Raw genomic sequence first — 26504 nt, 5'->3', positions numbered from 1 at the left:
TACGGTACAATCACATATCATGGTACAATAAACGCGATAGGAGGGGAATCGTTTTGAATTACCCGAACGGGAAAAAATTTCAAAAGCCACTCGAGTCGCATGGAACCCGAATCAAGAAGGCGCGATCAACCGATTCGACCTTTTCGAATCGAGGGATGACGCTCGAAAAATTATTGAATGAAAGTAATACGTTTTACCTGACCCATAATCGGGCAATCATTCACAAGAAACCCACTCCGTTACAAATCGTCCAAGTCGATTATCCAAAACGGTCGGCAGCGGTCGTCAAGGAAGCCTATTTCAAGCAACCGTCGACGACGGACTATAACGGTGTTTATCGCGGAAAATATATTGATTTCGAAGCGAAGGAGACGACGAATAAAACATCCTTCCCGATAAAAAATTTTCACCCCCATCAAATCGCACACATGCGCCAATGTGTCGAACATGGAGGAATTTGTTTTGTCATCATTCGTTTCAGTCTGTATAATGTGCAATATGTGCTTTCAGTCGAGCACGTGTTCCCCTGGTGGGATCAGCTAGAAAGCGGACGAAAATCTATTCCGCTGACGGTCATTGAACGAGACGGTATCAAAGTCGAGACTGGCGCGTACCCTGCCATCGATTATTTAAAGGCAGTGGACGAACTATATTTCAATTCAGACACTTTTTGATTGAAGGAGAAGGATAGCATATGGAAAGAAGTCGTGTCGCACGTCGTGAAGAGACGAAGTCATCTGAGAAAAAGATGAAACGGACGAAACGTCCCCAAAAGAAAAAGTCAGGTGGAGGTTCCGGTGGGAAAGGTCCACTTTGGAAAAAGTTATTACTGATTGCTACCGGTCTATTCATCTTAATGATGCTGATTGGTGGCGGTTTTGCAGCATATGCCGTAGCTACTGCTCCTGAGCTGGATGAAGCAGAATTACGTGATGCTTTGCCGCTAAAAATTTACGCAAGTAATAAGAAGGAAATTACGAAAGGTGGAACGAGTCGGGAATACGTCTCGATTGATGAAGTCCCTGAAGTCGTCAAGGACGCATTCATTTCGATTGAGGACCGTCGTTTCTATCAGCACAATGGAATCGATTTCCGTCGTCTTGGCGGAGCCATCATCGCGAACGTGACGGACGGATTTGGTTCTGAAGGGGCTTCGACAATCACGCAACAGGTCGTCAAACAGTCGTTCCTGACTTTTGATAAGACGATTACACGGAAAGTCCAAGAGCAATGGCTCGCGATTCGTTTAGAACAGGACTATACAAAAGATCAAATTTTAGAGATGTACTTGAACAAAAACTACTATGGTCAAAATTCATTTGGCATCCAAACCGCTTCAAAAGCATACTTCAATAAGCCTGTAAATAAATTGAATTATGCGGAAGCCGCGATGCTCGCAGGACTCCCACAGCGTCCGACGGCATACGATCCAATTAAAGGAGATCCGAAGTTAACGAAATGGCGTCAGACGCAAGTACTCAATGCGATGCAGACGACAGGCGTCATTACAGAAGCACAACGGGATAAAGCAGTGAAGCAGCCAATCTCAAAATTGATCAATCCGGCACCGAAGTCAACAAAGGATGAATCTTACGATAGTGTCATCTTCGATATGGTATCAAAAGAGTTAGAAGATGATTTTGGCTTGGAAGGAAAAGACATCTATGGTCAAGGTTTAAAAATCTATACATCGATCGATAAACCGATGCACGATTATATGAACGAAGCCATCAAAAAAGACCAAATCGTTAAAATGCCTGAATATGCAGAGACAGCTGCTTCGGCAGTGAATACACAAACGGGTGAGATTTTAGCTGTCGTAGACGGAAAAAATCCGGGTAAGGGAACAGCGAGACGAAACTACGCAAATGAACCGCACCAACCGGGATCGTCCGCAAAACCATTCTTCGCGTATGGTCCAGCGATCGAGAACGATAAATGGTCGACTGCGAAGCAATTGACGGATAAACCAACAGAAGTCAATGGAAAAGAGATTGGTAACTATTATGATGGATACCGTGGCACGAATACGATACGCCACTGGTTAAAAATTTCAGCGAACACACCGGCCATCCAAACGTATCAAGAAATCGGTGGTGACCCAGTTCAAGCATTCGCTGAAAAATCAGGTTTGAAATTAGAAGACGATGAGTCGATTTCACCAGCTTATGCGATTGGTGGGATGAAGCATGGTTTCAATACGACTCAAATGGCTGGGGCTTATGCGACACTCGGAAACGGTGGCGAATATATCAAACCGCACCTGATCAAATCGATTGAATACAGTGATGGATCAAAAATCAAATCACCAGTCAAATCGAAAAAAGCAATGGAAGACTACACGGCGTATATGTTGACGGACATGTTGCGTGATGTCTTGAAACCAGGCGGTACGTTCCCAAGCGCTGGATTATCGTTTGACGCAGCTGGAAAAACTGGGACGACGAATGCTTACAAGGATGTCTGGTTTGCTGGATACACATCAGACGTTTCAATCAGTGTATGGACAGGAACTACGAAGTCCGGCAATAACAATGGTGCAGGGCTCAGTGGTCCGTATAACAGTACGATGGCGCAACAAATCTGGAAAGATTTCATCACGAAGACACGTGATCGTACGCCGGCACCATTTGAACAACCTAGTTCTGTCCTCAGTATCGGAAACGAATTGTACGTGAAAGGGACGAAGGAACCTGTCGTTGAAAAAAAGACGGTACCCGCTCCGACTGGATTACAAGCATCTTACGATGAAGACACAAAGAGCGGTGAACTGACTTGGAACTATAATGATGCTGCGCTTCGTGCCAATGGGTATGACGATGTCTCGTTTGAAGTGACAATGACGGATGCTGATGGTCAATCATCGACAGTCGGAACGAGCTCGACGAATCGAATTGCGATCAGTGGATTGAAGCCAGGTCGCTCGACATTCCAAGTCGTCGCGAAGGCTTCTGGAGAAAAATCAGGTCCGGTTTCGACGACAGTAACGGTCACGGATCCTGAAGCAGAAGAACCGACAACGGACGAACCGACGACGGATGAACCGACGACGGATGAACCATCAACGGATGAGCCGACGACGGATGAACCATCAACGGATGAGCCGACGACGGATGAACCATCAACGGACGAGTCGACGACGGATGAACCATCAACTGACGAGCCGACGACGGATGAACCATCAACGGACGAGCCGACGACGGATGAACCGTCATCGAATGATGGGGCGAATGCTCAAAGTAACTCAAATGTACCAGCGGAACGAAACAACAATAATTCGAATAATAGTGGAGACGACTCTGAAGATTAATTAAGGAGCGTCACTTGTAAAGTAGACAAGACCAAAGACGAGTAGTTCGTTCTTTGGTCTTGCCTCTTTTTTTGTATAATGAGAAGTGGAAGGAAGTGAAGGCATGCAAGCGAAACAAACGCTCGTTGCATTTCTCGAAGAATTGAAACAGGACCGCTCATTCATGGAGCGGATTACGTATATGAAAACGATGGAAGCGATAGCTGGGCGTTATGTCGATTTTCCAGAACGGCTACCGGAGCGTTTACGACAAGCCCTTCGCACACGTGGGATCACGCAATTGTACCGTCACCAAGGGCTAGCGTTTGAACGTGTACAAGCGGGAGAATCTACGGTCATCGTCACACCGACTGCTTCCGGAAAGACCTATTGTTTTAACTTACCGGTCTTATCGCACCTGCTTGAGCATCCGAACGCGCGGGCATTATATCTCTATCCGACAAAGGCCCTCGCACAGGATCAAAATAGTGAATTACTTGAATTGATCGATCAATTAGAAGCGCCGATCCGATGTTTTACCTATGACGGAGATACGTCACCGACGATTCGAACAAAAGTACGAAAAGCTGGTAATATCGTCATCACGAATCCGGATATGCTACATTCCGGCATCCTACCACACCATACGAAATGGATCGAACTGTTCGAGAACTTGAAGTATATCGTCATCGATGAGCTTCACACCTATCGTGGCGTGTTTGGTAGTCATGTCGCCAATGTCATTCGTCGCTTACGACGGATTTGTCGGTATTATGGTAGTGATCCCGTCTTCATCATGACGAGTGCGACGATTGCCAATCCCAAGGAACTGGCAGAACGTCTGACGGAAAAAACAGTCGGTTTGATTGATGACAACGGTGCACCAACAGGACGTAAACATTTTCTTGTCTATCAACCACCGATCGTCAACGCACAACTCGGCATTCGACGTTCTGCGACGCTTGAGACGAAACAACTGGCGATGCGTTTCATCAAGAAAAAGTTCCAAACGATCGTCTTTGCGAGGTCACGTGTCCGCGTTGAAGTCTTGCTGACGTATCTACGAAGCATTTATCCGCATGAGCTCGGTCCGCGATCGATCGAAGGGTACCGGGGCGGTTATTTGCCGAGTGAGCGTCGCGATATCGAACGACGGTTACGTCAAGGAGAGATCACCGGTATCGTCTCGACGAACGCTCTCGAACTTGGTGTCGACATCGGTCAACTGCAAGTCTGTATCATGAATGGTTATCCTGGAACGATTGCTTCGCTCTGGCAACAAGCAGGACGCGCGGGACGTCGACAAGATGATGCGTTAATCATTCTTGTCGCTTCTTCCGGTATGCTCGATCAATATGTCGCAGAACGACCAGAGTTATTCTTGAATCAATCCCCGGAAGCAGCCCGACTGGATCCGGATAATCTGATCATTGCCGTTGATCACGTCAAATGTGCAGCGTTTGAACTGCCTTTTACGAAAGGAGAATCATTTGGAACGCTCGAGACGGAAGATATCCTCGAATACTTAGTCGAAGAGCGTGTCCTGCACGAACGGGGCGATCGATTTTATTGGATGAACGATGCGTTTCCGGCTCATGGAATATCACTTCGGTCGAGTGATCAAGAGAACGTCATCATCGTCGATCAGACCGAGGTGCCGAATCGAGTCATCGGTGAAATGGATACGTTTAGTGCGATGACATTGTTACATGACGAGGCCATTTATCTTCACGGAGCTGATCAATACCAAGTGGAGCATTTGGATTTCGAAGAGAAAAAAGCATTCGTCCGTGCCGTGGACGTTGATTATTATACGGATGCTAATTTTTCAGTCGACCTTTCCGTGCTCGAAGAAGATGAACAGTATGCAGAGGGAGAATATAGTGTTGCGCGCGGTGATGTCAGCGTCCGCGGAATGGCGACGATGTTCAAGAAGATTAAGTTCGGTACGCATGAGAACATCGGCTCTGGTCCAATTCACTTACCGGAACGAGAAATTCATACGACAGGTGTCTGGTTCACGTTACCCGATCACGCACGCTCTTCGACAGAGCTCGAACAAGTGCTAGAAGGAGTCGCGAATAGTCTCAGACGTGTCGCACCGCTTTATTTGATGTGTGATGCCAGTGATGTCTTCGTCGTGCCACAAGTCAAGGCGACACACACGCAACAGCCAACTGTTTATCTATATGATCGTTACCCTGGAGGTGTCGGTCTCGCGGAGTCGATTTATAAGCAACGTAGTGTCATGTTACGTGCCGCCCGTGATTCGATCGTCACATGCCCGTGTCAGGACGGTTGTCCTGCCTGTATCGGTATGGTTGGCGTAGCAGACGAGAAAGAACGAACGATTCAGTTGTTGGCAGAAATGGAGAAGGAACTATCATGAAAAATCGTCTTAGACGTATGCTGAAATCTACATCAGACGCCGCACCGGAGGATCAAGTGTCTTCCGCTCCTGAAGTGGAGACGCTGAAAACACCAATCGGGTGGACTGACGAACAGCAAGCCTGGATTGATCGTGGGGCCGATATCTTGACGTTCGAAGAAGAGTGGATTGTCAGGATCGACAAGCGATATGCATTAACAGATTGGCATGGAGATCGGAGTTTTGCTGAAGTGTTTGAGTCCTTACAGCTTCCTCATCCACCGCTTGCACTAGATGTTCCACTTGAGCAAGTCATTTTCTTTGATACGGAGACGACAGGATTACGAGGAACTGGAACGACGATCTTTTTACTCGGGTTCGCGCGCTTTGAGCAGGGCGGATTGCTGATGCGACAATATTTCTTACCGCATCCGCACTTTGAAGCTGCTTTTTACCATCACTTCCTGCAAGATATCGGAGATGATGTCCGCTTTGTGACCTATAACGGGAAAAGTTTTGATTGGCCGCAAATCAAGACACGTCATGTCTTCGTTCGGGAACGGGTTCCGCGTTTGCCGAAAGTCGGTCATCTCGATTTACTTCATGTCGCGCGGCGAATCTTTAAAGGAATGTATGATTCCTATCGATTGACAGCGATGGAAGAGCGAATTGGATTTGAACGGGAAGGGGATTTACCTGGATTTTTGGCGCCGATGCATTACTTTCAGTACGTCGAACACCAGCATCCGGATATCATGACAGGGGTCTTGCAACATCATCTGGATGATTGTCTGACGCTTGTCGGACTCTATGATGCGTGCAACCGACTCGTCACACATCGAGCGGAGGCGCCTTCCCCAATTCAAGAAAACATCGCGATTTGGTTGGCAGATCTCGGAATTCATGAAGGATCACACGCTCATTTTCAGCAAGTCAAAGAACTATCAGCAGAAGGATGGTTGCGCCAAGGATATTTGCATAAAAAAATGAAGAACCATGAACAAGCTCGAGAGTGTTTCTTGAAGAGCGACAGTTATTTAGGGTATGTTGAGCTTGCGAAGTGGGCAGAGCACATTGCAAAAGATCCAGTGCTTGCTTATGATTATACGGAACGAGCACGACAACACGTCGAGCGACATCATTGGTTGATTACGAAAAAGGAACGAATCTTAGCAGAGCTGGATCATCGAGGACGTCGGTTGAAAAGGAAGTGTGACGTGTGAAAGTTGTCGCCATCACAGGATACAAACCCAATGAACTAGGTATCTTTGATCAAAAACACCCTGGTATCCGGGTCTTAAAGGCAGCATATCGAGAGCGGATGATTCGCTTAATTGAGGATCGAGGCACAGAGTGGTTCATCACGAATGCCTCACCGGGTTGCGAAATCTGGGCATGCGAGGTCGTGCTTGAATTAAAGGAAGAGTATCCTCATATTCGTCTCGGTATTCTGTTGCCGTTCTTGGAACAGGAAGCACGCTGGAAAGAGCCAGTTCAAGCGCAGTACCTTTCCATTCTTGAACAAGCTGACTTCGTCGAAGCAATCAGCCAGAAACCGTATACGGATCCATCGCAGCTACGTAATAAAACCGAGTTCATGATTCAAAAAAGCCAAGGATTGTTGTCGGTTTTTGATGAAGAACATGGAGGATCAGCGAAATTTTTAGTAGAGCGTGCTAGAATAGAAATGGAACAATCCGATTATCAGTTGTTTTTAATTACACAAGATGATTTATCTTGGCTCGAACAAGAATTACAATACAATGATCAGTGGGAGTGAAGAGGATGTATAAGCCATTGTTGACAGCGGACGATATTTACAAAAAGGAATTCAAAACCGGCCTCCGTGGCTATGTCATCGAAGATGTCGATGGATATTTGGATCAAATCATTAAAGATTATGAAGGATTCGAACGTGAGATCGAACGTCTGAAGAAAGAGAACGAGGCGTTAAAACAAGCACCAGCACAACCGGTAAAACGTGAAGAGCGCCGCGTCGAGCAAGCGGAGCCACAAGTATCAAGTTCATCGAACTATGACATGTTACGTCGTATTTCAAATTTAGAGAAGGCCGTTTTCGGACGTCCGCACCAAGATTGACGCATCAAAAAAGACATTTCTGTCAGATCAGAAGTGTCTTTTTTTATTTCCTTCTTTTTGAAAGAATCGTCATCTGAACGAAAACGGTGTTAAGATAACTAATAATACATACTACAAAGGATGATGAACCATGTTACAAGTCATGACTGCTTCTGTTCCTCAACCACCGCGCCGTCGTTTTTTTGCAAGTAAACAAGTGAATACGACGACGAGTGAAACGGATGCACTCTGTAATGAAATCCGTCATGTTTGTCGTTTTGATTGGATGTTGTTTGATCGGATTCGTCTTTCTGACACGATAGTCATTCCTTTTGCGCTGATCGGACCAAAAGGATTGTTCCTCGTGTTACAAAACGATGCGGTCGTAGAATGGATGACGGAGGAATCTTGCCATGTCATGGATGCTGAGCATGGAAGAAAAGTGTTTGCACCTCATCCCATCCATCAGTCGAAACAAATCGTTCAAGCGGTTCGAAAAACGCTAAAAGAACAAGGGATCATCATTCCGATTCATGGCATTACACTTTTTCCGAATGCACCACAGATGCGGACGGAACGAATTAAATTCCCGACGGGGCACAGCTTTAAAGATGTGCGGGCGTTCATCGTCTCAAAGAAATCCTCCCCTGTTCAAGAGCAAGAACGAAAAAAAGTTGCGTTTTATCTCGCGCAACAACAGGAATGAACAAAGGCAGTGAAGCGCCCGCTTCACTGCCTTTTCCGTTTGAATTCATCGTCTTGGTCGAGACGCAAGAATGTCTTCAGCTTGATCCAAGTCTTCTTTCAAGACATACACCGCTACGCGATCATCCAAGTCTTTACTAAAACGTCGGAATAAAAACGAAGTTTTGATGCCGCGTTCGACTCGAATCTCTAAGTCAGCTGCTTCAAGTCGCGCAGCGTCCTTTAATAAATCTTCTCCTTTTTCACCAAATGCTTCCCCGATCAGTGACCATCGAAGGTTTTCCTTCGTTCGTCTGCTGACGATGACGAGAAATGCAATGACTAAAAAAATGATTAAAACCGTTCGAACTAGCTGTATATCCATCTTTGCCTTCACCTCACCTACTATCATACCGAGTTAACGCGCATAAAGTAAACGTTCAACATAGCGGGCGAACGATTTACTTTTCAAACCTTGTTGGCGATACGCGATATAACCGTCAGGGCGTATTAAATATAATCCGGAATGCTTGATGCCAAAGCGTCGTGCCAGTTCACCGCCTTGATCGACGACACCATCCTCTTTTAGGGATTGATGGATCGGTACTGTCTCAAATAGATCGGGATAGGTATAGGCGAGTTCCTTGAATGGCTCAAGAAGATCATCGGTTGCATTTTTTGGTAAGAACAGTAGTAATAAGAAATTCCGATCGGCACGACGTAACAATAGTTCGTTCTTTTTCGTCCGCGGGTGAACGACTTCACTGTAAGGCATCGGTTCGCCTGGTTTTGGTGTCAATGGACTAAAGTGTCCTTGTGTGACGAAGGTCGAACTCGCTGGGTAGTGGCTGTTGAGCTGTGCAATTCGGTTCGTCACGAAATGATGTAAGGGTGCGATCTTAAGACTATTTCGAATGACTTTTTCCTGCAAGGGCAATAAAAAAGGAATATTGATTTGCAAAAGTTCTGTCGCAAGATTGGTTGAACGTAAGATCCCTTGTGCCGCTTCCCGACGTTCGACGCTGTAAGAATCAAGTAATGGAAAACTCGCCTTGAACTGATGGACACACCATAGTTTCCAAGCGAGGTTCATCGCATCAGCAATTCCGGTATTCATTCCTTGACCACCGACGGGTGAATTGATGTGTGCTGCATCCCCGATCAAATAAATCCGGTGGTGACCGAATTTCTCGATGATCCGATTATGGACACGAAACATCGAATACCAATGGACTTTTTTGAGCTCAAACGGTACTTTTGCTCGATTTTGTAAAAAGTCATCAATCGCTTTATGGTCGGTCGGAACAGGTCCGCTCGTTAGATTGCCGGTAATCCGGAACAAGTTCGACTGGAGAGGGAACGACTCGATAACGCCATGATCAGAGAAAAAGATATGAACCTCCTCAGAAGAGAGCGGCCAGTCGACCTCGATGTCAGCCAGTGCCCACGATTCTTTGAACGACTTCCCGCTGAACGGAAGCCCGAGCTCACGACGGACGAAACTGTTTGCACCATCTGCTCCGATGATGAAGGAAGCGTCGACCGTCTCTGTTTCTCCTTTATGTTGTAAGGATGCTGTAACGAAAGTTGGAAATTGAGCAAACCCTGTTAATTCTGTTTCGCGCTCGACTACGTGTCCATATTTGGCGAGTTGCGCTTCAAGAATCCGTTCCGTCTCACTTTGAGGCAACAGCGTGACGAACGGAAAAGGTGTATTCAAATCCGTAAAATCAAGTTTTGCCTGCCATGCACCATTGACATAGAGGTTTCCTTGATTGATTTTGATTGCATTCTCCATCAAGTCTTCTGCAACACCAAGCCTTGCGAACAACTCCAGAGAACGCGCTTGAATCCCGATCGCTTTTGAGACGACGGATGGTCCGCTTGCACGTTCGACGATGCGAAAGGATAATCCATAGCGCGAGAGTGCGAGTGCGAGTGTTAAACCGGTTGGTCCGGCACCGATAATGAGGACATCTAATTTTTTATTCACGGATAACCCCCCTTAATTTACATCTTAGCCAAAACTCGTTACCATTAAACTATTGATGACACGCTTGACGTGTGAAAGGATGAAACTTGTGAACGAACAACTTTTTACGACAGAACGATTGATTGCGAATTTTAAAGAATATATCCGTCAGAATGAGGCACATCTGACGAAACGACATGCCTTAAACGCCTATTACAAGACGGTAGCAGGATCGATTTTATCGGACCGGATTGCTAAGAATGCAGATCTCATCGTCCGTATGCGCCATCTGGAAGAGGCGTACCAACACGTTGCACAAGAAGGGCGATGAAACAGGTGAACTTAGCCGATATCCGAAAGCATTACGTAGATTCTGAAGAACGTTTACCTCGTCATGCGGCAGCTGTACTCGTTCCGTTAGTCGAGCAGAATGGCGAAGTCTATTTGTTATTTCAAGTACGAGCTAAGACATTACGTTCGCAACCAGGTGAAATCGCTTTTCCAGGTGGTCGGATCGATGGCGGTGAATTACCGAAAGCAGCGGCTGTCCGCGAAACGGTTGAAGAATTAAATGTCAGTGCTTCTGAAATCGAAGTGATTGGAACGCTTGAACCACTCGTGACACCGAACCGGTCGATCATTTACCCGTATCTTGGCATTCTCCATGCGACAGACTTTAATCCTTCTCCGGCCGAAGTCGATCATGTGTTTCTCGTGTCATTAACGGAATTAATGACTTCGAAGCCGATTAAAGGAGATATGGAGTGGCGGATTCGCCCTGGTAAGGAAGTGCCGACCGAACGCATGGCGAATCGAGAAGCCTATCTGGATCGTACGTATACAGTCACGGAGCATTTTTATGAGCACGGGGATTATCTGATTTGGGGATTAACCGCTAAAATCTTGCGCCAGTTCTTGGCTCAATTGACGCGTGACTAGCTTTTTCGGTCGTTATTTTATATGATTAACTGTAATTGAACGTGTCAGGAGATGAGTCAAATGGAAGAAACAGAAGAGTTATTCGATTATATCGTTGGCGATATGGTAAAAACGAAAGAAGGCTGGGTAGCAGAAGTAACGGCTGTATTGACAAATACGGTCGTTGGTGATGTATCCCACACGAAAAACTTTGAGGCACTCGGCTTAGAGTTCGAAAAACAAGTCTTATTGAAGTCAGAGATTGAATTGTTAGAACGTAAAACAAAATAATGTATGAAAGCACACCATACAATTGGTGTGCTTTTTTATGTTCATCCAGTGAACTGAATAATAATGAAATCATACATTCTTTTAATTTTTGAAGAATCGGACAAAATAACTGAAAACATCGAAAAGATACATTTATTACAAAAAAGTAACAAAGACTAATTCGTAACAGAACGGTTACAAAATATAAAAACGTTGATACACAACGATTGAGAGCGTTTTTTGTAAGCGTGTAACCATTTCGTTACTTTTTGACAGATATATTTCAATTCATAGTGTTCGCTTTTCAAACTATTTGTCACCGTGATACGTTGTGCGGGTCGTAAAACGGCGAGAAAGGTTGGCATCAACATGAAACGAACATCATTCCTTTTATCCCTTTGTTTAGCGGGATTCATATTTATTCTTTTGCCGCATCACGAAGCGTCGGCAGCACAAATCGGGATCGGTACGGAGAAAACGATCGTACAAAATCCATTAGAGATGAAGCGTCAAGCTGCTCGAGAGAAGCGTGAACAAGCAGAGGCGAAAAAGCAAGTGCGCTTAAAAGCCTTGGCTAAGCAAAAAGCAGAAGCAGAGCAAAAAGCAAAAGCAGTACAAGAAGCCAAAAAGGAAGCACGACAGGCAAAGAAACAAAGTCGAACACAAGCAAACGCTGACCGTTCCACAAAACGTACGGAAACATTTGAGACGACAGCGTATACGACGAATCCGGAAAACAATGGAAGTCGTTTGTATAATGGTCGTGCCTTAACGGCATCTGGTTATGACGTCACGAATACGATTACATACGAAGGACGTCGCATCGTTGCTGTCGATCCATCGGTCGTACCGCTTGGAACTAAGGTACATGTAGAAGGTTTCGGAGATGCGATTGCGCTCGATACAGGTGGTGCGATTCGCGGAAAAATCATGGATCTTCTTGTCGGTTCAAAACAAGAAGCTTTAGAATGGGGTCGCCGTCATGTCACGGTGACGTTCGAGTAAGAGGCGTATATGGGTAGGCGATGGATAGTTTCCATCGTCTTTTTTGTTTTGATGAAGAATAAAATAACGATCTGTTCAATGATGGATTTAGAAAACAGGGGAAAGAGTAGACGGAATAGGTTTTAGAATGTCCAAGAAAGGGGAATTTTACAAAGATAATAAACCGGGAAACGAGGGATGGTTCGTGATTGAATTCAAGGATGTCGGCAAAACGTATGCAGACGGAACAAAGGCAGTGCAACACGTGAATTTTACGGTTGAACAAGGCGAGATTTTTTGTTTGATCGGTCCTTCAGGGTGCGGTAAAACAACGACGATGAAAATGGTCAATCGATTGATTGATCATACGGAAGGACAAATTTGGATCGATGGTGAACCGATCATGTCGATCAATGAGCATGAACTCCGTCGGCGAATTGGCTATGTCTTACAACAGATCGCTCTCTTTCCACACATGACGATTGAGGAAAACGTCAGCGTCGTGCCTGAGTTATTGAAGTGGAAAAAGGAGAAAGTAGTACAACGAGTCGATGAATTATTTCGGTTGACTGGGTTAAACACATCACTTAAGAAAAAATATCCAAGTGAACTCTCTGGTGGACAGCAACAACGTGTCGGTGTCATGCGGGCACTCGCAGCAGAACAAGACGTCATCTTGATGGACGAACCATTTTCTGCTCTTGATCCCATTTCACGTGAGCAATTACAAAATGATTTGTTGCATCTAAACGAAGAGCTTGGTAAAACAATTTTATTCGTCACGCACGATATGAACGAAGCGTTGAAACTAGGCAGTCGCATCTGTCTGATGAACGCTGGAGAGATCGCTTTCATCGGTACGAAGGAAGAGGTACTAGCCAGTAACGATCCATTCGTTCAAGAGTTCATGCGTCAAGTCAGGGGGAGTGTCGAATGAATGGATTGATCGAAACGTATCAAGACCGGAAGACTGAATTGCTTCAAGCGCTAATCGAGCATATTCAATTATCGGTCATTTCCTTGCTGATCGCATGTGTCATCGCTATTCCACTGGGGATTTACTTATCACGCAATAAACGTCTGAGTGAGTGGTCGATTGGTGTAACCTCTGTCATCCAGACGATTCCATCACTCGCGTTACTCGGTCTGATGATACCACTTGTCGGAATCGGTACAGTCCCGTCGATTATTGCACTTGTCTTATATTCCTTATTACCAATCGTTCGTAATACCTACACGGGTCTTGCCGAAGTCGATCCTTCGATCAAGGAAGCAGCACGAGCGTGTGGGATGACCCCGATGCAAAGTCTTTGGAAAGTCGAACTCCCGTTGGCTTTGCCTGTCATGATGGCTGGGATTCGAACAGCAATGGTACTGATCATTGGTACAGCAACGATTGCTGCCTTGATTGGTGCTGGGGGATTAGGCTCCATCATTCTCCTCGGGATTGACCGCAATGATAACTATCTATTATTGCTGGGTGCCATTCCAGCAGCACTCCTCGCACTTTTATTTGATGGATTGTTACGTCAAACGGAAGTAGCGACACGTAAACGACAAACAGCACGTCTCGTGACGGCAGTCGTATTGATGGTCGCGATCGTCGCCGCACCATTTGCCTTCGGTCGTAGTGAAAGACCAGATCTCGTCGTCGCCGGAAAACTAGGTGTAGAACCGGAAATTTTAATGAATATGTATAAGATTGTCATCGAAGATGAAACGGACTTGACGGTGCAAGTCAAACCAAACTTCGGGAAGACGACGTTTGTCTACAAGGCACTCGAGTCAGGTGATATCGATGCGTATCCAGAGTTCACAGGAACGGTGCTCGCTAGTTTGACGAATGAAAAACCGAAGTCGAATGATGCAAAAGAAGTGTACGAACAAGCAAAAGCCGGTCTTGAAAAACAAGAGTTATCCTTGTTACCACCTATGAACTATAACAATACCTATGCTGTAGCTGTTCCAAAGAAATTAGCAGAACGCTACGATTTGAAGACGATCTCTGATTTAAAACAGGTCGCGAATCAGTTGACGGCTGGATTCACGTTAGAATTTAAGGATCGACAGGATGGGTATAAAGGGATTCAAGATAAATATGATGTCAATTTCCAGAAGGTCGTCACGATGGAGCCGAAATTGCGTTATAAAGCAATCGAATCAGGTGAGATCGATGTCATTGATGCCTATTCGACAGATCCGGAGATTGCCAAATACGACATGGTCGTCTTAAAAGATGATCAGCAACTATTCCCTCCATATGAAGGAGCTCCTCTTCTGCGACAAGAGACGATCGAGGAGTATCCAGAAGTAAAACAAGCACTTGAGCAATTGTCAGGTAAAATTTCAGATGAAGAGATGTCAAAAATGAATGAAGCTGTCGCATACGGCGGGAAGACGGCGAATGAGGTCGCTCGTGATTACCTGAAGAAGGAAGGCGTCATTCAATGAAACTTTTACTGATCAGTAACCCGACAGCTGGGACGAACGGCACGGGGTTACTTGGAGAAGTCATCGAACCATTAAGTACATTATTCGATGAAATCGTCATCAAGAATACGAAGCAAGCTGGAGATGCGATGCAATTTGCGGAGGAGTCGTCCGCATTTGATGCGGTCGTCGTCATCGGCGGAGATGGAACGGTTTTTGAGACAATCAACGGGGTTGCAAAACTGGATGATCGCCCGATACTCGGCATCATTCCTGGAGGGACCTGTAACGACTTCGCTCGAACGCTTGGTTTACCGATGGCTCCTCGGCTTGCTGCGGAAGCGATCGCGATGCAACACGTTGTTCAGGTCGATCTCGGACAAGTCGAAAATAGCTATTTCTTGAATTTTCTTGGTGTCGGTCTTGTCGCAGAGGCATCGATTGGCATCGATACAGAAGAAAAAGCACGTCTCGGGAAGATGGGATATTATCTATCGACGATTCGCTCAAGTCTAGAAGCAAAACCCTTCGAATATGAACTGATTTTAGATGAAGGTCGTCACATGACCGGCGAAGCAGTTCTCATTCTTGCGGCAAACGGAGAATCACTCGGTGGAATCGAGACGAACTTATCAGATGGAGCCTATAATGACGGGAAACTTGATTTAGTGATCGTCGATGAAGTAAACTTGACAACCATTCGAGATGTGATTCTTCAAAAAATTGGTCTTGCTAATGATCCTTCCTTTACACATATCTTGACGAGTGGTTTTCAGCTGAAAACAAAAGATGCAAAAGTCATTGATACAGATGGTGAGAAAGCCATCCATACGCCGGTTACAGTTAAAGTGTTGCCGGAGTACCTGCGCATGTATGGAGGCACACAATAATAAATTACGAATGAAGAGAAGGTCGTCATAAAAAACGACCTTCTTTTTTATATTTCAGTACATATATGCGGTTATGCTTTGACGCTTTAAAGAAAATATTTGATAAAGGATGACTTTCACAGATTCTTTCTGTACAATGAAAAAGTATTTTGAAAAGGAGGTGAAGCACCATGAAAGGAAACGCATGGGCTTCAAAAGTTGGATTTATTTTAGCAGCAGCGGGATCTGCGATTGGTTTGGGGGCCATCTGGAAATTCCCGTACACGACTGGAACGAACGGAGGAGGCGCCTTTTTACTCTTGTTCCTCGTGTTTACTTTGCTACTTGGACTACCTGTTTTGATTGCCGAATTTTTAATCGGTCGTACGAGTGGGAAAACGGCACTTCAAGCGTTCTCGGCACTTGGTCATAAGAAGTTCACATTCATTGGTGTCCTTGGTGTCATCGCCTGCTTCTTGTTGCTGTCTTTCTACAGTGTCATCGGCGGATGGGTCTTGATTTATACCATTCTTGGTTTCACAGGTCGCTTAACGACGATGGACAGTGGTTCACTTGGTGAACTGTTCGGAACGATTTCCGCCTCACCATTATATGTCATTTCAGGGCAATTGATTTTCCTTGCTTTGACATGTTGGATCGTCTTACGTGGTGTTCAATCCGGTATTGAAAAAATGAGTAAAATCATGATGCCATTATTATTCGTGTGTTTCATCATCCTTGTCGTTCGATCATTGACTCTTGATGGTGCAATGGAAGGTGTTAAATTCTTCATACAGCCTGATTTTTTGGTCCTCAACCGAACTTCTGTCCTGAGTGCGCTTGGTCAAGCGTTCTTCTCCTTATCGCTCGGTGTATCAGCGATGTTGACGTATGCTTCCTACATGAAGGAACGTGGCGAGATTAATCGTTCCGCCGCATGGATCGTTGCGATGAATGTCGCCGTCTCATTATTAGCTGGATTCGCGATTTTCCCAGCTGTTTTTGCTTCGGGTCTTGATCCTGCAGAAGGACCGGCGTTACTCTTTATCGTATTGCCGACCGTTTTCAGTCAGATCCAATTTGGATCGGTGTTCTTGACACTGTTCTTCCTTCTATTTGCTTTCGCATCGATCACTTCATCGATTGCTATGCTCGAGGTCGTTGTTGCTTCATTAACGGATCGTAAGGAAAATGCGACATCGCGTGATAAAAAGCGGACGACATGGCTTGCGACACTCGCAATCGCTATCGTCGGCATTCCGTCTGCACTTTCATTCGGAATCTTAGGTGATGCTCAATTCATGGGAAAAACGTTCTTTGATAGCGTCGATTTCCTTGTCTCGAATATTTTGATGCCAATCGGTGCATTATTGATTTCAATTTTTGCCGGTTATAAGTTAGACCGTGCACTTGTCGAGCAAGAATTGGTGACTAGTCCAATGATGAAGAAAATAGTTCCGATCTGGCGAGTTAGTGTCTGTTACTTGAGTCCAATCGCGATTCTCATTATTCTTGTCTGGCCATTGTTCGGATAACAAATCAAGTATTCTCCATAAGGTAGTCGACAATTTTGTCGACTACCTTATTTGTTGTCAAAAGAATCATGCGAAAGAAAGAACGAATAGTTCATTCTTCGGTCTGATGCGATATTTTTAAAAGTATGTTGAAATATAAATACACGAGGCGTAACATTTCGGAAAAACGGGAAACTTTTTGTTAGACGTTACGTAATGTTAAAATAAAGACACGTAAACCTGATAGAAGAATCAGTACGAAGGAAGAGGGGATGACATGAAGTCTTCATGGTGGATATTTGGTTCCATCGGTATGATGTTCGTATTTCTACAATTGGCCGATACGTTCAACTTCTCGGGAATCTTCATCGCTCTTGGTTTGTGGTTCATTTGGAGCGGTTATCGAACAAAACCAGGTCGACGATATCGGACAGAACGGAAATCGACCGAAATCAAGCGGAAAAATGTGAAAAAGAAATTACTACTTGATGACGAAGATGAGTTCGTCGGAAGTGTCATTTTAAAACCGGAACGGGCGACACGCCGATTTGAAGAGACGGATGATTTAGAACTTCAAGTATTGCAACGGACGATTGAAGAAGGATTCGCAAAAATCCAGACGTACGATCAAATCGTTCCCTCTATTCGAGATAGTGAAATCAGAAGTGAGATGCGCATCGTCTCACGGGAAGCACATGTCTTGTTCGAGGAGTTATATGAAAGTCCACGCGACGTCAAAAAAGTTCGGGACTTCTTTACGTTCTATCTGGATTCCTTACTGTCGATTTCAGAAAAATATGCCGATTTGGAACGCCGTGGCGCTCAAGTTCAATTGGATACGAAAAATCAATTGATTTCGAACTTGAAAATGATCGGACAAAAATTAAAGCAACAACAAACCTTGTTGCTTGAAGGGGATACCGTTGATTTAGAACGGGAACTCTTAACGATTGAAAAGGTATTGACGCAAGAGACTGAACAACGAAAACAGGAGGAGAGTTACCGACATGACCCATTCTGATAAAGATACATGGCAACAATGGCCTGATGAGCAAGATCAACCGACGATTTCTGATCCGTCGGTCGACTTAAACGTAGCGGAGACACCGCCCAAAATGCCGGCTCGCCCTGTCGAAGAAATGATTCCTTCGGATGTTCCGGCAGAACAACGACAAAAGATTGAACGTCTACTGCAGGTGATCGATCTACAAAAAACGGATGCCGTCATGCAATTCGGGGCGCCCGTTCAGCGTGAACTATCCCAATTCTCTGATCAAGTCTTAAGTGAAGTGAAGATGAAGGACGGCGGGGAAGCAGGGAAATTGCTGAGTGACTTAATGCAGCGTGTCCGCCAAATGGATCCAGATACGCTTCAAGAAAAAAAGAGCTTCTGGTCGAACGTGCCGGTCATCGGTCGGGCGAAGAAAAAAGCGGAAACGTATTTCTTGCAATACGAGAAAATGAGCGCTTATCTCGAAGAAGTCGTACACAATCTTGATCGATCAAAATTTGGATTGATGAAAGACATCACGTTACTCGATCAAATGTATCAAAAGAACAAGCGTTATTTTGAGGAATTAAACGTCTATATTGCTGCTGGCGAGACGAAAATCGCTCACGTTCGTCAACATGAAATCGAACCGTTACGAACGGAAGTCGAGGTATCGCGGGATCAAACGAAGTTACAGGAATTGAATGACTTGATTCAATTGACGGATCGTTTTGAAAAGAAAATCCATGATTTAAAATTATCCCGAACGATTAGCTTGCAGATGGCACCGCAAATTCGTGTCATTCAACAAAATAACCAAATTCTAGCGGAAAAAATTGAATCAGCAGTCGTCAATACGATTCCACTTTGGAAGAACCAAGTTGTCCTATCTTTGAGTCTGTCGCGTCAAAAAGCAGCGCTTGAAATGCAGAAGGATGTCACCAATACGACGAACCAGTTACTTGAGCAAAATTCGAAGTTGCTGAAGGAATCGTCAATTGAAATTGCGGAAGAAAACGAAAAAGGCATCGTATCCGTCGAATCGTTAAAAGTGGCGCACCAAAACTTGATCGAGACACTGGATGAGACATTACGCATCCAACAAGAAGGAAAACAAAAGCGCCGCGACGCAGAGCATGAACTAGAGCGAATGGAGAATGAATTGAAACAAAAAGTCATCGAAGTCGCCTCAAAAAGCAGAGAATTACCGAATCGACCATACTAAGGAACACGACATTTCGTGTTCCTTTCCTTCATGAAAGGAGAGTTTGAATGAATAATGAAGAGAAGCAGTTGAAATGGGATACGACATGGTTATTATTCGCACGGATGATGGCAGACCGTCATTCAAAATGTGCTTCGAAATCCGTTGCCTGTGTCATCGTCAAAGATGAAAAGCCGATTTCAATCGGAATAAATGGAACACCTAGTCAGCATGTGAATTGCAACGAAATTTACTTAAAGCAAGATGGTATTCTCTATACATCACGTCCTGACCATCCGATTGTTGAAGAATCGGTTGAACGAAACGGAACTCTCTTTTATCGGTGCGAAAATCAGGAAGAACACCATGAATGGTCGAAGCAACATGAGATTCATGCTGAAATCAACGCGCTCGGTAAGCTAGCAGCTGATTCGACGAGCGCGCGTCATGCAACAGCTTATGTCACACATAGTCCGTGTCATGCGTGTAGTTTAGCGCTCATCGCTTCTAAAATCGATCGTGTCGTTTATTCGACAGGGTATGAGTATGGGGACGGACTGAACCTGATGCGACAAAGTGGAATCGAAGTCATCCACTTGCCACTCGCAAACGAATATTTTCTTGAAAAAATTTAACGAAAAAGGGTTGTAAACGCTTCCATAGCATTGTATGATGAAATCAAGCATTGCCATGGTAATTATTCACTCTTCCATTCGGACTGATTTTCAATCGAAAATCGGTCCACTTTTTTTTAGAAAAGAATTGACAGGACTTGAATAGTTTGGCATGATGACTATAGAATATGACGAAGCGGAACGCCGCATTTTCATACAAAACCAATCAAGGAGCTGGAATGCCAGGTCGTTGAATGAAAAATCCTGACTCACATGAGTCAGGATTTTTTTTATGGATGAACAAGTGTCGCTTCCTTGAGGCGTTTAGCACGGATTACGCATTTTGTGGCGACCGCACCTGAGAGGATCGTCATGAATCGCTGACAGAGGATGTCTGGTTGCGATTGATGTAAAAACAGTTGATGTAATAGTCGGTTGAAGGCGGCGTCTAGCGAAGACAAGTGCCGTTTGATTGCAGTGGGAGACATATCTTGAATTTCCTCTGCTTGGTAGCCAGCATCACTTTGGAAAGCAGAGAGGATGAGAAGCTCTATTTGCGCATCAGCCAACGTTAGCCCTTGTTCTTGGACATGATGACAAGCCTCACGCAATTCATGAATCAACAAATGTTCCAAAGCATACGACGTATGCATTTGATATGGATCGTACACCTGGACAGCTTGCCGAATTTGATCGCGTGTCACGATTTCGGATACCGTCCATTGATCGAGTGTGCCAACAGCTTCATTGTATAGTTGAGTAAGTGGTCGAATCATCGTTTCTCCTCCTTAAGCATAAATGGACTTCCAGTTTCATCATAATTCATTTAGAAAACGCTTACAATATCTGTTTATTAGTAGTCGTGATGAAATCGTGTCTGCTATGATATGAGTGAAGAAAAAGGAGTGAGATGACGTGATTCAATTATTCAAAGCACTTCCGGAAGTGACAATGCCTTCTTATGGAAATGATGCCTTTTCCATCCATCAATCGAATCAACCGATTGGACTTTCGATAGAGACGCTTGTTCCGGGTGAGCGAATCGAAGAAGTGTTACTCGTTGCCTCTGGTGAAATCCGTACTGGTCAAACCGGGAGAGAATGGTTACAGTTCACGTTCAATTCGCCCGCTGGATCTTGTAAGGGAAAACAGTGGATCAATCAAGGAACGGCAGAAGAAGCACTTCTTCCATATCTCGAAACACGAATCGTTCGGGTCGAGGCGAAGGTAGAGGAATATCCGCCGCAATCCGGAAACAAGTCATTGACCGTTCAGCGCGTCACTCCGATTCATGATGCCTCACCGACGCAGTTCTTGCCGCAATTACCGGCAGATGAATCCCTTGAAACGTATCGTGATCAGTTGTTTGGACTAATCGATCAACTTGATTCTCCTTACCAAGAAATCGCACTATCGATTCTGCGACAGTACTGGGCGGATTTTTCAACACGACCGGCTGCTCTGTTTCATCACCATGCCTATATCGGTGGGTTGCTGAAACATACTGCTTGTATGATGACGATTGGTCGAGGAATCTGTGATAGTGAACAACCATACTTGACGCTACTCAAATGTATTCAAGAAGCAGAAGCCGATCATAAAAATGAACTCTTCCAAGCAGCTGAACGAGAGATACGTCAATTTTCTTGGGATGACAGTTTTGATGCCCTCTATCAAGCGGCAAAAGGGATTGCACTGTTAGATCAACGACCGAATCCGAATGAGTTGTTGCTCGGTATTTTATTGCACGACATCGGAAAGCTATGGGAGTATACGCATGCGGGTGCATCGACAGATCGTTTTTCAAGACTGTTGCACGTAACAGAGGAAGAGGAAGAACTGGCAGGTATTGCGCTTGATCCGGACGGTGTATTGATGGGTCATATGCCATATGGTTGTTTTGTTCTTGAACAAACACTTCGAGAAGAAGATATCCGATTACCGCGTGCTGTTTATCACCGTCTCATGCATATGGTATTATCACACCATGGTAAACGCGAGTGGGGATCAAGTGTTACGCCGCAAACGACAGATGCTTGGTATCTTCATGCGATTGATCTACTCGATGCACGAAAAGAAAAATGGCGTCAGCAACAAGGACGCTAAGGAGTGAAATCATGCAAGACAAAATACGTACGACCGTCATCACTGGTTTTTTAGGTGCCGGTAAAACTACGCTACTCAATCATCTCGTTTCTCAACCGACAGAAAAATTTGCCTTGCTCGTCAATGAAGTAGGTTCTGTTCATATTGATGAAGCATTGATTGAACGAAGTGACGAAGAGATGATCGAATTGACGAATGGCTGCATTTGTTGTTCGATTCGCGGCGATTTACGGGATGCGTTGCTACGGATCGCAAAACGCCGTCGAGATGGGGAGTTATCGTTTGATCGATTATTGATTGAGACGACAGGCGTTGCGGATCCAGGACCGATTCTACAGACATTCTACTTTGAGCCGGCTGTTGAACAGTCCTATCAGATTTCAAGTGTTGTCACAGTCATCGATGCGTACCACTTGGAACGTCAACTGACGTTCCAAGAAAATGTGAAACAAATCGGCTTTGCTGACGTCCTGATCTTGAATAAAATGGATTTGATTGACGAGTCAAAGCGCGAAACGTTGTCCGCTTTACTGCGCGAACGAAATCCTTCTGCAGCTATCATTGAAACGGAACAGGCTCAACTTGAATCGGACCGACTGTTTGAAACGTTCCATTTTCCAAAAGAAGAGCAAGTACGACTCAGTCAACAAACGGATCAGATTCATCAGTCGGTTGAGGATTTCACGGCATTGACGATTGTCGAGGAACGACCCTTGAACCGAAATCGATTCGGAATGGTCCTACGTGAGGTGTTAGAAGCGTATGCGGAAGATCTCTATCGCTATAAAGGAATCATTCATTTTGCAGATACGGATCGAAAGGTCATTTTACAAGGTACTGGCATGATTTACGGCACAGCAATCAGAGAACCATTTAGCGAACAACCAAAGACGACGCTCGTCTTCATTGGGAAAGGGCTAGATGAACAAGTGATACGAAAAGGAATCGAGGCGGCAATTGAACATGGTTGAACTTTATTTTGACGGTACGGTCCGTCCTTCAAATGATGAAGCGGCGGTTGGGCTTTTCAGTAAAAATTCCGAGGGAGAAGTCACGGAAAAAATGTATCAAATTCAAGCAATCAATAATCATGAAGCAGAATTTATTGCTTTTGCGAAAGCCGTCGATTGGGCGCACGAACTGATTGCACAAGGCGAGAGCGTCATTTCGTTTCGGACGGATTCAGAAGCGGTTGCACTCGCAGTCGAACGCGAATTCGTCAAGAACAAACGAACACAGACGATCTTTGATCCTGCCTTTGCGCGTTATCAACTCTTACCACTCGCTTTCGTGAAGTGGATTCCACGGTCGGAGAACAAAGCAGATCGTGTCGCACGAGAAGCGTTACGATTATACGAAGCATGATTGACGACAAACACCCCTATCCTCACGGTAGGGGTGTTTGTTCATGTTCGATGCGCTCGATCAGAATTTGGTCGACGCGTCGTCCGTCTAAATCAACGACTTCAAACCGGTACGGTCCAATTTCGACAGTACTTCCACGGGAGGGTACATCACCTAACGTATATAGAATCAAACCAGCAACCGTATGATAGGCGTTCAACTGTTCACCGGGTAAGTCTTCTGTATAACCGAGCGTCCGCTTTAAATCATCAATGTGCAATAGACCATCCGCGAGGAAGGAGCCATCCTTTCGCATGACGAGTTCCGGTTCTTCCTCGACGCTTGAAATTTCGCCAACGAATGCTTCGAGGATGTCGAATAAGGTGATCATGCCGAGGAAACCACCGTATTCATCAAGAACAAAGGCGATGGATACCGTCTCTTTGCGCATCCGTTCAAGCAAGACGGTTGCTTTTAATTGACGGGGAACGATCAGTGGTGATTGAATCAGTCGTTCAAGTTCTTGAACAGGTCGTTCCGTTGATAGCACCTCTTTCGCATCGATGAAACCGACAAAGTGATCCAAGTCACCATGACCAACCGGTAAGTTTCGATGTCGTGCTTGCCGGAGCTCTTGTAAGATCGTGTCGGAGTCATCCGCTAAGTCAATCCATTCGGTAACGGTACGCGGCTCCATCAGTTCGTACGCGTACAAATCATGAAAATCAAACACACGAGAGACTTGCTCCGCTTCTGATCGATTGAAGGTTCCCTCTTGCGTACCACGAATCAGTAATTGCCGGACTTCGTCTTCCGTCTCGTCTTCTGTTTGCAGGCGATCCAGACCAATCAAACGGAAGATGGAACTCGTGGACTTACTTAGAACCCAAATGAATGGTCGAAGTACAATCGAGAAAAAACGCATCGGTGGGGCAAGCCACATCGTGACCCGTTCTGGACTGACAAGGGCGATACGCTTAGGAACGAGTTCACCGATGACGAGCGAAATATAGGTGATGATCGTTACGACGAGAATATAACCGATCGTACTGGCATAAGGAGCGAGCCACGCGAATTGAGCAAGCCACTTGATGACCGGTCCTGAGAGAGCAGCACCACCAAAGGCACCATTGACGATTCCGATTAACGTGATGCCGACTTGAACAGTCGATAACAGATCGGTTGGTCGATCGAGTAACTCTAATGCAACATGGGCTGACTTTTTGCCATCATTCGCTGCTTTCTCTAATTTGGACCGTTTGGAGGAAAGCAAAGCGAGTTCAGTCATCGCAAAAATACCGTTTGCTAGAATCAAAAGCAGTACAATCGTTAAGTTAATCAACCACATGAAATCTTCACTCCTTTTTTCGATAATAAACTATTCCCGAAAACTGTCTCTCTCATTCCCATTCTGTCTACTTTTGCGTTAAACTAAAAGAGAAATAATCAAAAGGGGGAATTTGTTTATGGAATACCGTGTAGAACGTGACACGATGGGGGAAATTCGTGTACCAGAAGCGCAGGAATGGGGCGCACAAACACAACGTAGTCTAGAAAACTTTAAGATCGGAACGGAAAAAATGCCGATTGAAGTCATTCGTGCCTTTGCAGTCCTGAAAAAAGGAGCGGCGCTTGCGAACCGCGACTTAGGCGTGCTTGAGGCAGAAAAAGCGGGTGTCATCGCTGAAGTATGTGACGAGATCATCGCGGGGAAATTCGATGATGAGTTTCCGCTTGTCGTTTGGCAAACGGGTTCAGGTACACAGTCGAATATGAACGTCAATGAAGTGATCGCTCGGGTCGCGACACGTAAGTTGAAAGAACAAGGCAGTGAGACGACGATTCATCCGAATGATGACGTCAACAAATCACAAAGTTCAAATGATACATATCCGACAGCGATGCACTTAGCAGCAAAGACAGTCTTGCTGGAATCACTATTCCCAGCAATCGATGCGTTGCATGCGACACTTGACGAAAAAGCGAACGCGTTTGCGGATATCGTCAAGATTGGACGGACACACTTGCAAGATGCTACACCGATCACACTCGGTCAAGAAATCAGCGGTTGGGTCCGGATGCTTGCACTTTCGAAGCAGATGATCGAACGGACGCTTGATCCGTTAACAGAATTAGCAATCGGCGGTACGGCAGTCGGGACGGGCATCAACGCACATCCGGACTTCGGTGATTTGGCTGCGCAAAAGATGAGCGAGGAGACGGGATATGAATTCACGAGCGCGGAAAACAAATTCCATGCCCTAACCAGCCACGATCAACTCGTCTTTACACATGGAGCGGTCAAAGCGCTAGCGATGGACGCGATGAAGATCGCAAACGACGTTCGCTGGCTCGCGTCAGGTCCACGAGCAGGAATCGGCGAAATTACGATTCCAGAAAATGAGCCGGGAAGCTCAATCATGCCGGGGAAAGTCAATCCGACTCAAAGTGAAGCGTTGACGATGGTCGCAGCGCAAGTCCTTGGAAACGATGCGACGATTGGTTTTGCTGCAAGTCAAGGAAACTTCGAACTAAACGTCTTCAAGCCGGTCATCATGTATAACTTCATACAATCGGTTCGTTTACTGACAGATGCCTTGCATTCGTTCAATGACCACTGCGCAATCGGAATCGAACCAGAACAGTCCGTCATCGCTGAGAACGTCGAACGTTCGTTGATGCTTGTCACTGCACTCAACCCGCATATCGGATATGAGAATGCGGCGAAAATTGCAAAGGCAGCGCATCAGTCCGGTTCGACATTAAAAGAAGCAGCACTTGCGACTGGTTTATTGACAGAAGAACAATATGATCAATGGATCGTACCAGCAGATATGGTCCGTCCGAACTTAAAAGCGTGAGTTGAAA

Annotated in this window: 26 protein-coding genes; 22 read left to right on the top strand and 4 right to left on the bottom strand. The window is 45.3% G+C overall.

Going from position 1 to position 26504, the window contains the following annotated elements; all coding sequences use genetic code 11:
- Positions 1 to 47 precede the first annotated feature (47 nt).
- From recU to KNQ12_RS02555, 7 genes are all read left to right on the top strand, one after another.
- Positions 48 to 674: a Holliday junction resolvase RecU gene (recU, locus tag KNQ12_RS02585; protein WP_035396916.1), complete on the top strand. Its 627-nt coding sequence runs from the start codon at positions 48 to 50 to the stop codon at positions 672 to 674.
- A 20-nt stretch (positions 675 to 694) separates the two neighbouring features.
- Positions 695 to 3310 (top strand): PBP1A family penicillin-binding protein, encoded by a 2616-nt coding sequence (locus tag KNQ12_RS02580; RefSeq protein ID WP_214746232.1) that lies wholly within the window; start codon positions 695 to 697, stop codon positions 3308 to 3310.
- 103 nt (positions 3311 to 3413) lie between these two features.
- Positions 3414 to 5678, top strand: coding sequence for a DEAD/DEAH box helicase (locus tag KNQ12_RS02575; protein WP_214746229.1), 2265 nt, complete (start codon positions 3414 to 3416; stop codon positions 5676 to 5678).
- A 17-nt stretch (positions 5679 to 5695) separates the two neighbouring features.
- On the top strand, positions 5696 to 6880 hold the full coding sequence (locus tag KNQ12_RS02570; protein WP_251055698.1) for a ribonuclease H-like domain-containing protein: 1185 nt from the start codon (positions 5696 to 5698) through the stop codon (positions 6878 to 6880).
- A complete protein-coding gene (locus KNQ12_RS02565) occupies positions 6877 to 7437 on the top strand; it encodes an SLOG family protein (RefSeq protein ID WP_023468608.1) in 561 nt (186 codons plus the stop codon). Before KNQ12_RS02570 ends, KNQ12_RS02565 begins: the two co-directional genes overlap by 4 nt.
- A gap of 5 nt (positions 7438 to 7442) precedes the next feature.
- The gene (gpsB, locus tag KNQ12_RS02560) at positions 7443 to 7757 is read left to right on the top strand and encodes a cell division regulator GpsB (RefSeq protein WP_023468607.1); all 315 of its coding nucleotides are present in this window, start codon (positions 7443 to 7445) and stop codon (positions 7755 to 7757) included.
- Positions 7758 to 7887: 130 nt separating this feature from the next.
- Complete coding sequence (locus KNQ12_RS02555; protein ID WP_214746223.1) at positions 7888 to 8442, top strand: nuclease-related domain-containing protein; 555 nt, start codon at positions 7888 to 7890, stop codon at positions 8440 to 8442.
- 45 nt (positions 8443 to 8487) lie between these two features.
- Here KNQ12_RS02555 and KNQ12_RS02550 read toward each other — a convergent pair whose 3' ends face one another.
- Positions 8488 to 8805 (bottom strand): hypothetical protein, encoded by a 318-nt coding sequence (locus tag KNQ12_RS02550; RefSeq protein WP_214746220.1) that lies wholly within the window; start codon positions 8803 to 8805, stop codon positions 8488 to 8490.
- Positions 8806 to 8838: 33 nt separating this feature from the next.
- Positions 8839 to 10413 carry an FAD-dependent monooxygenase gene (locus KNQ12_RS02545; RefSeq protein ID WP_214746217.1) on the bottom strand — a complete coding sequence of 525 codons (1575 nt, stop codon included), beginning with the start codon at positions 10411 to 10413 and terminating at the stop codon, positions 8839 to 8841.
- Positions 10414 to 10501: 88 nt separating this feature from the next.
- On the opposite strand from KNQ12_RS02545, the gene yvfG reads away from it, so the two are divergent.
- The 11 genes from yvfG to KNQ12_RS02490 all read left to right on the top strand — a co-directional run bounded on the left by yvfG (position 10502) and on the right by KNQ12_RS02490 (position 20207).
- A complete protein-coding gene (gene yvfG, locus KNQ12_RS02540; protein WP_023468603.1) occupies positions 10502 to 10723 on the top strand; it encodes a protein YvfG in 222 nt (73 codons plus the stop codon).
- Entirely contained in the window at positions 10720 to 11331 is a 612-nt protein-coding gene (locus tag KNQ12_RS02535) for an NUDIX hydrolase (protein WP_133207477.1), read from the top strand. The genes yvfG and KNQ12_RS02535 overlap by 4 nt, the downstream gene beginning before the upstream one ends.
- A gap of 60 nt (positions 11332 to 11391) precedes the next feature.
- The gene (locus KNQ12_RS02530) at positions 11392 to 11601 is read left to right on the top strand and encodes a hypothetical protein (protein ID WP_023468601.1); all 210 of its coding nucleotides are present in this window, start codon (positions 11392 to 11394) and stop codon (positions 11599 to 11601) included.
- A gap of 348 nt (positions 11602 to 11949) precedes the next feature.
- The gene (locus tag KNQ12_RS02525) at positions 11950 to 12585 is read left to right on the top strand and encodes a 3D domain-containing protein (protein WP_214746213.1); all 636 of its coding nucleotides are present in this window, start codon (positions 11950 to 11952) and stop codon (positions 12583 to 12585) included.
- Between the two features lie 184 nt (positions 12586 to 12769).
- A complete protein-coding gene (locus tag KNQ12_RS02520; RefSeq protein ID WP_050677660.1) occupies positions 12770 to 13501 on the top strand; it encodes an ABC transporter ATP-binding protein in 732 nt (243 codons plus the stop codon).
- Positions 13498 to 15015, top strand: a complete 1518-nt coding sequence (locus KNQ12_RS02515) for an ABC transporter permease/substrate-binding protein (RefSeq protein ID WP_214746209.1) — start codon at positions 13498 to 13500, stop codon at positions 15013 to 15015. The genes KNQ12_RS02520 and KNQ12_RS02515 overlap by 4 nt, the downstream gene beginning before the upstream one ends.
- Positions 15012 to 15884, top strand: coding sequence for a diacylglycerol/lipid kinase family protein (locus KNQ12_RS02510; protein ID WP_214746206.1), 873 nt, complete (start codon positions 15012 to 15014; stop codon positions 15882 to 15884). Before KNQ12_RS02515 ends, KNQ12_RS02510 begins: the two co-directional genes overlap by 4 nt.
- A gap of 170 nt (positions 15885 to 16054) precedes the next feature.
- Positions 16055 to 17398, top strand: a complete 1344-nt coding sequence (locus KNQ12_RS02505; RefSeq protein WP_214746203.1) for a sodium-dependent transporter — start codon at positions 16055 to 16057, stop codon at positions 17396 to 17398.
- Positions 17399 to 17654: 256 nt separating this feature from the next.
- Positions 17655 to 18398 carry a 5-bromo-4-chloroindolyl phosphate hydrolysis family protein gene (locus tag KNQ12_RS02500; RefSeq protein ID WP_214746200.1) on the top strand — a complete coding sequence of 248 codons (744 nt, stop codon included), beginning with the start codon at positions 17655 to 17657 and terminating at the stop codon, positions 18396 to 18398.
- On the top strand, positions 18385 to 19593 hold the full coding sequence (locus KNQ12_RS02495) for a toxic anion resistance protein (RefSeq protein ID WP_023468594.1): 1209 nt from the start codon (positions 18385 to 18387) through the stop codon (positions 19591 to 19593). Before KNQ12_RS02500 ends, KNQ12_RS02495 begins: the two co-directional genes overlap by 14 nt.
- Positions 19594 to 19640: 47 nt before the next feature.
- Complete coding sequence (locus KNQ12_RS02490; protein WP_023468593.1) at positions 19641 to 20207, top strand: deoxycytidylate deaminase; 567 nt, start codon at positions 19641 to 19643, stop codon at positions 20205 to 20207.
- A gap of 269 nt (positions 20208 to 20476) precedes the next feature.
- Here KNQ12_RS02490 and KNQ12_RS02485 read toward each other — a convergent pair whose 3' ends face one another.
- The gene (locus tag KNQ12_RS02485; RefSeq protein ID WP_214746197.1) at positions 20477 to 20962 is read right to left on the bottom strand and encodes a hypothetical protein; all 486 of its coding nucleotides are present in this window, start codon (positions 20960 to 20962) and stop codon (positions 20477 to 20479) included.
- Positions 20963 to 21101: 139 nt separating this feature from the next.
- Between KNQ12_RS02485 and KNQ12_RS17200 the strand changes: the two genes are divergently transcribed.
- From KNQ12_RS17200 to KNQ12_RS02470, 3 genes are read left to right on the top strand one after another with little or no spacing between them, the layout of a single operon-like run.
- Positions 21102 to 22292: an HD domain-containing protein gene (locus KNQ12_RS17200; RefSeq protein ID WP_214746194.1), complete on the top strand. Its 1191-nt coding sequence runs from the start codon at positions 21102 to 21104 to the stop codon at positions 22290 to 22292.
- A gap of 11 nt (positions 22293 to 22303) precedes the next feature.
- Complete coding sequence (locus tag KNQ12_RS02475) at positions 22304 to 23263, top strand: CobW family GTP-binding protein (RefSeq protein WP_214746192.1); 960 nt, start codon at positions 22304 to 22306, stop codon at positions 23261 to 23263.
- The gene (locus tag KNQ12_RS02470; RefSeq protein WP_023468589.1) at positions 23256 to 23657 is read left to right on the top strand and encodes a reverse transcriptase-like protein; all 402 of its coding nucleotides are present in this window, start codon (positions 23256 to 23258) and stop codon (positions 23655 to 23657) included. Before KNQ12_RS02475 ends, KNQ12_RS02470 begins: the two co-directional genes overlap by 8 nt.
- Before the next feature lie 22 nt (positions 23658 to 23679).
- Here KNQ12_RS02470 and KNQ12_RS02465 read toward each other — a convergent pair whose 3' ends face one another.
- Positions 23680 to 24984, bottom strand: coding sequence for a hemolysin family protein (locus KNQ12_RS02465; protein WP_075642515.1), 1305 nt, complete (start codon positions 24982 to 24984; stop codon positions 23680 to 23682).
- Positions 24985 to 25102: 118 nt separating this feature from the next.
- On the opposite strand from KNQ12_RS02465, the gene fumC reads away from it, so the two are divergent.
- Complete coding sequence (gene fumC, locus KNQ12_RS02460; RefSeq protein WP_035396940.1) at positions 25103 to 26497, top strand: class II fumarate hydratase; 1395 nt, start codon at positions 25103 to 25105, stop codon at positions 26495 to 26497.
- Positions 26498 to 26504: the final 7 nt, after the last annotated feature.

Origin of the sequence: Exiguobacterium sp. s11, from assembly GCF_018619015.1 — a bacterium.
Classification (GTDB): Bacteria; Bacillota; Bacilli; order Exiguobacteriales; family Exiguobacteriaceae; genus Exiguobacterium_A; species Exiguobacterium_A indicum.
Note: the sequence above shows the minus strand (reverse complement) of the source record. Positions and strands in the feature narration are given on the sequence as shown.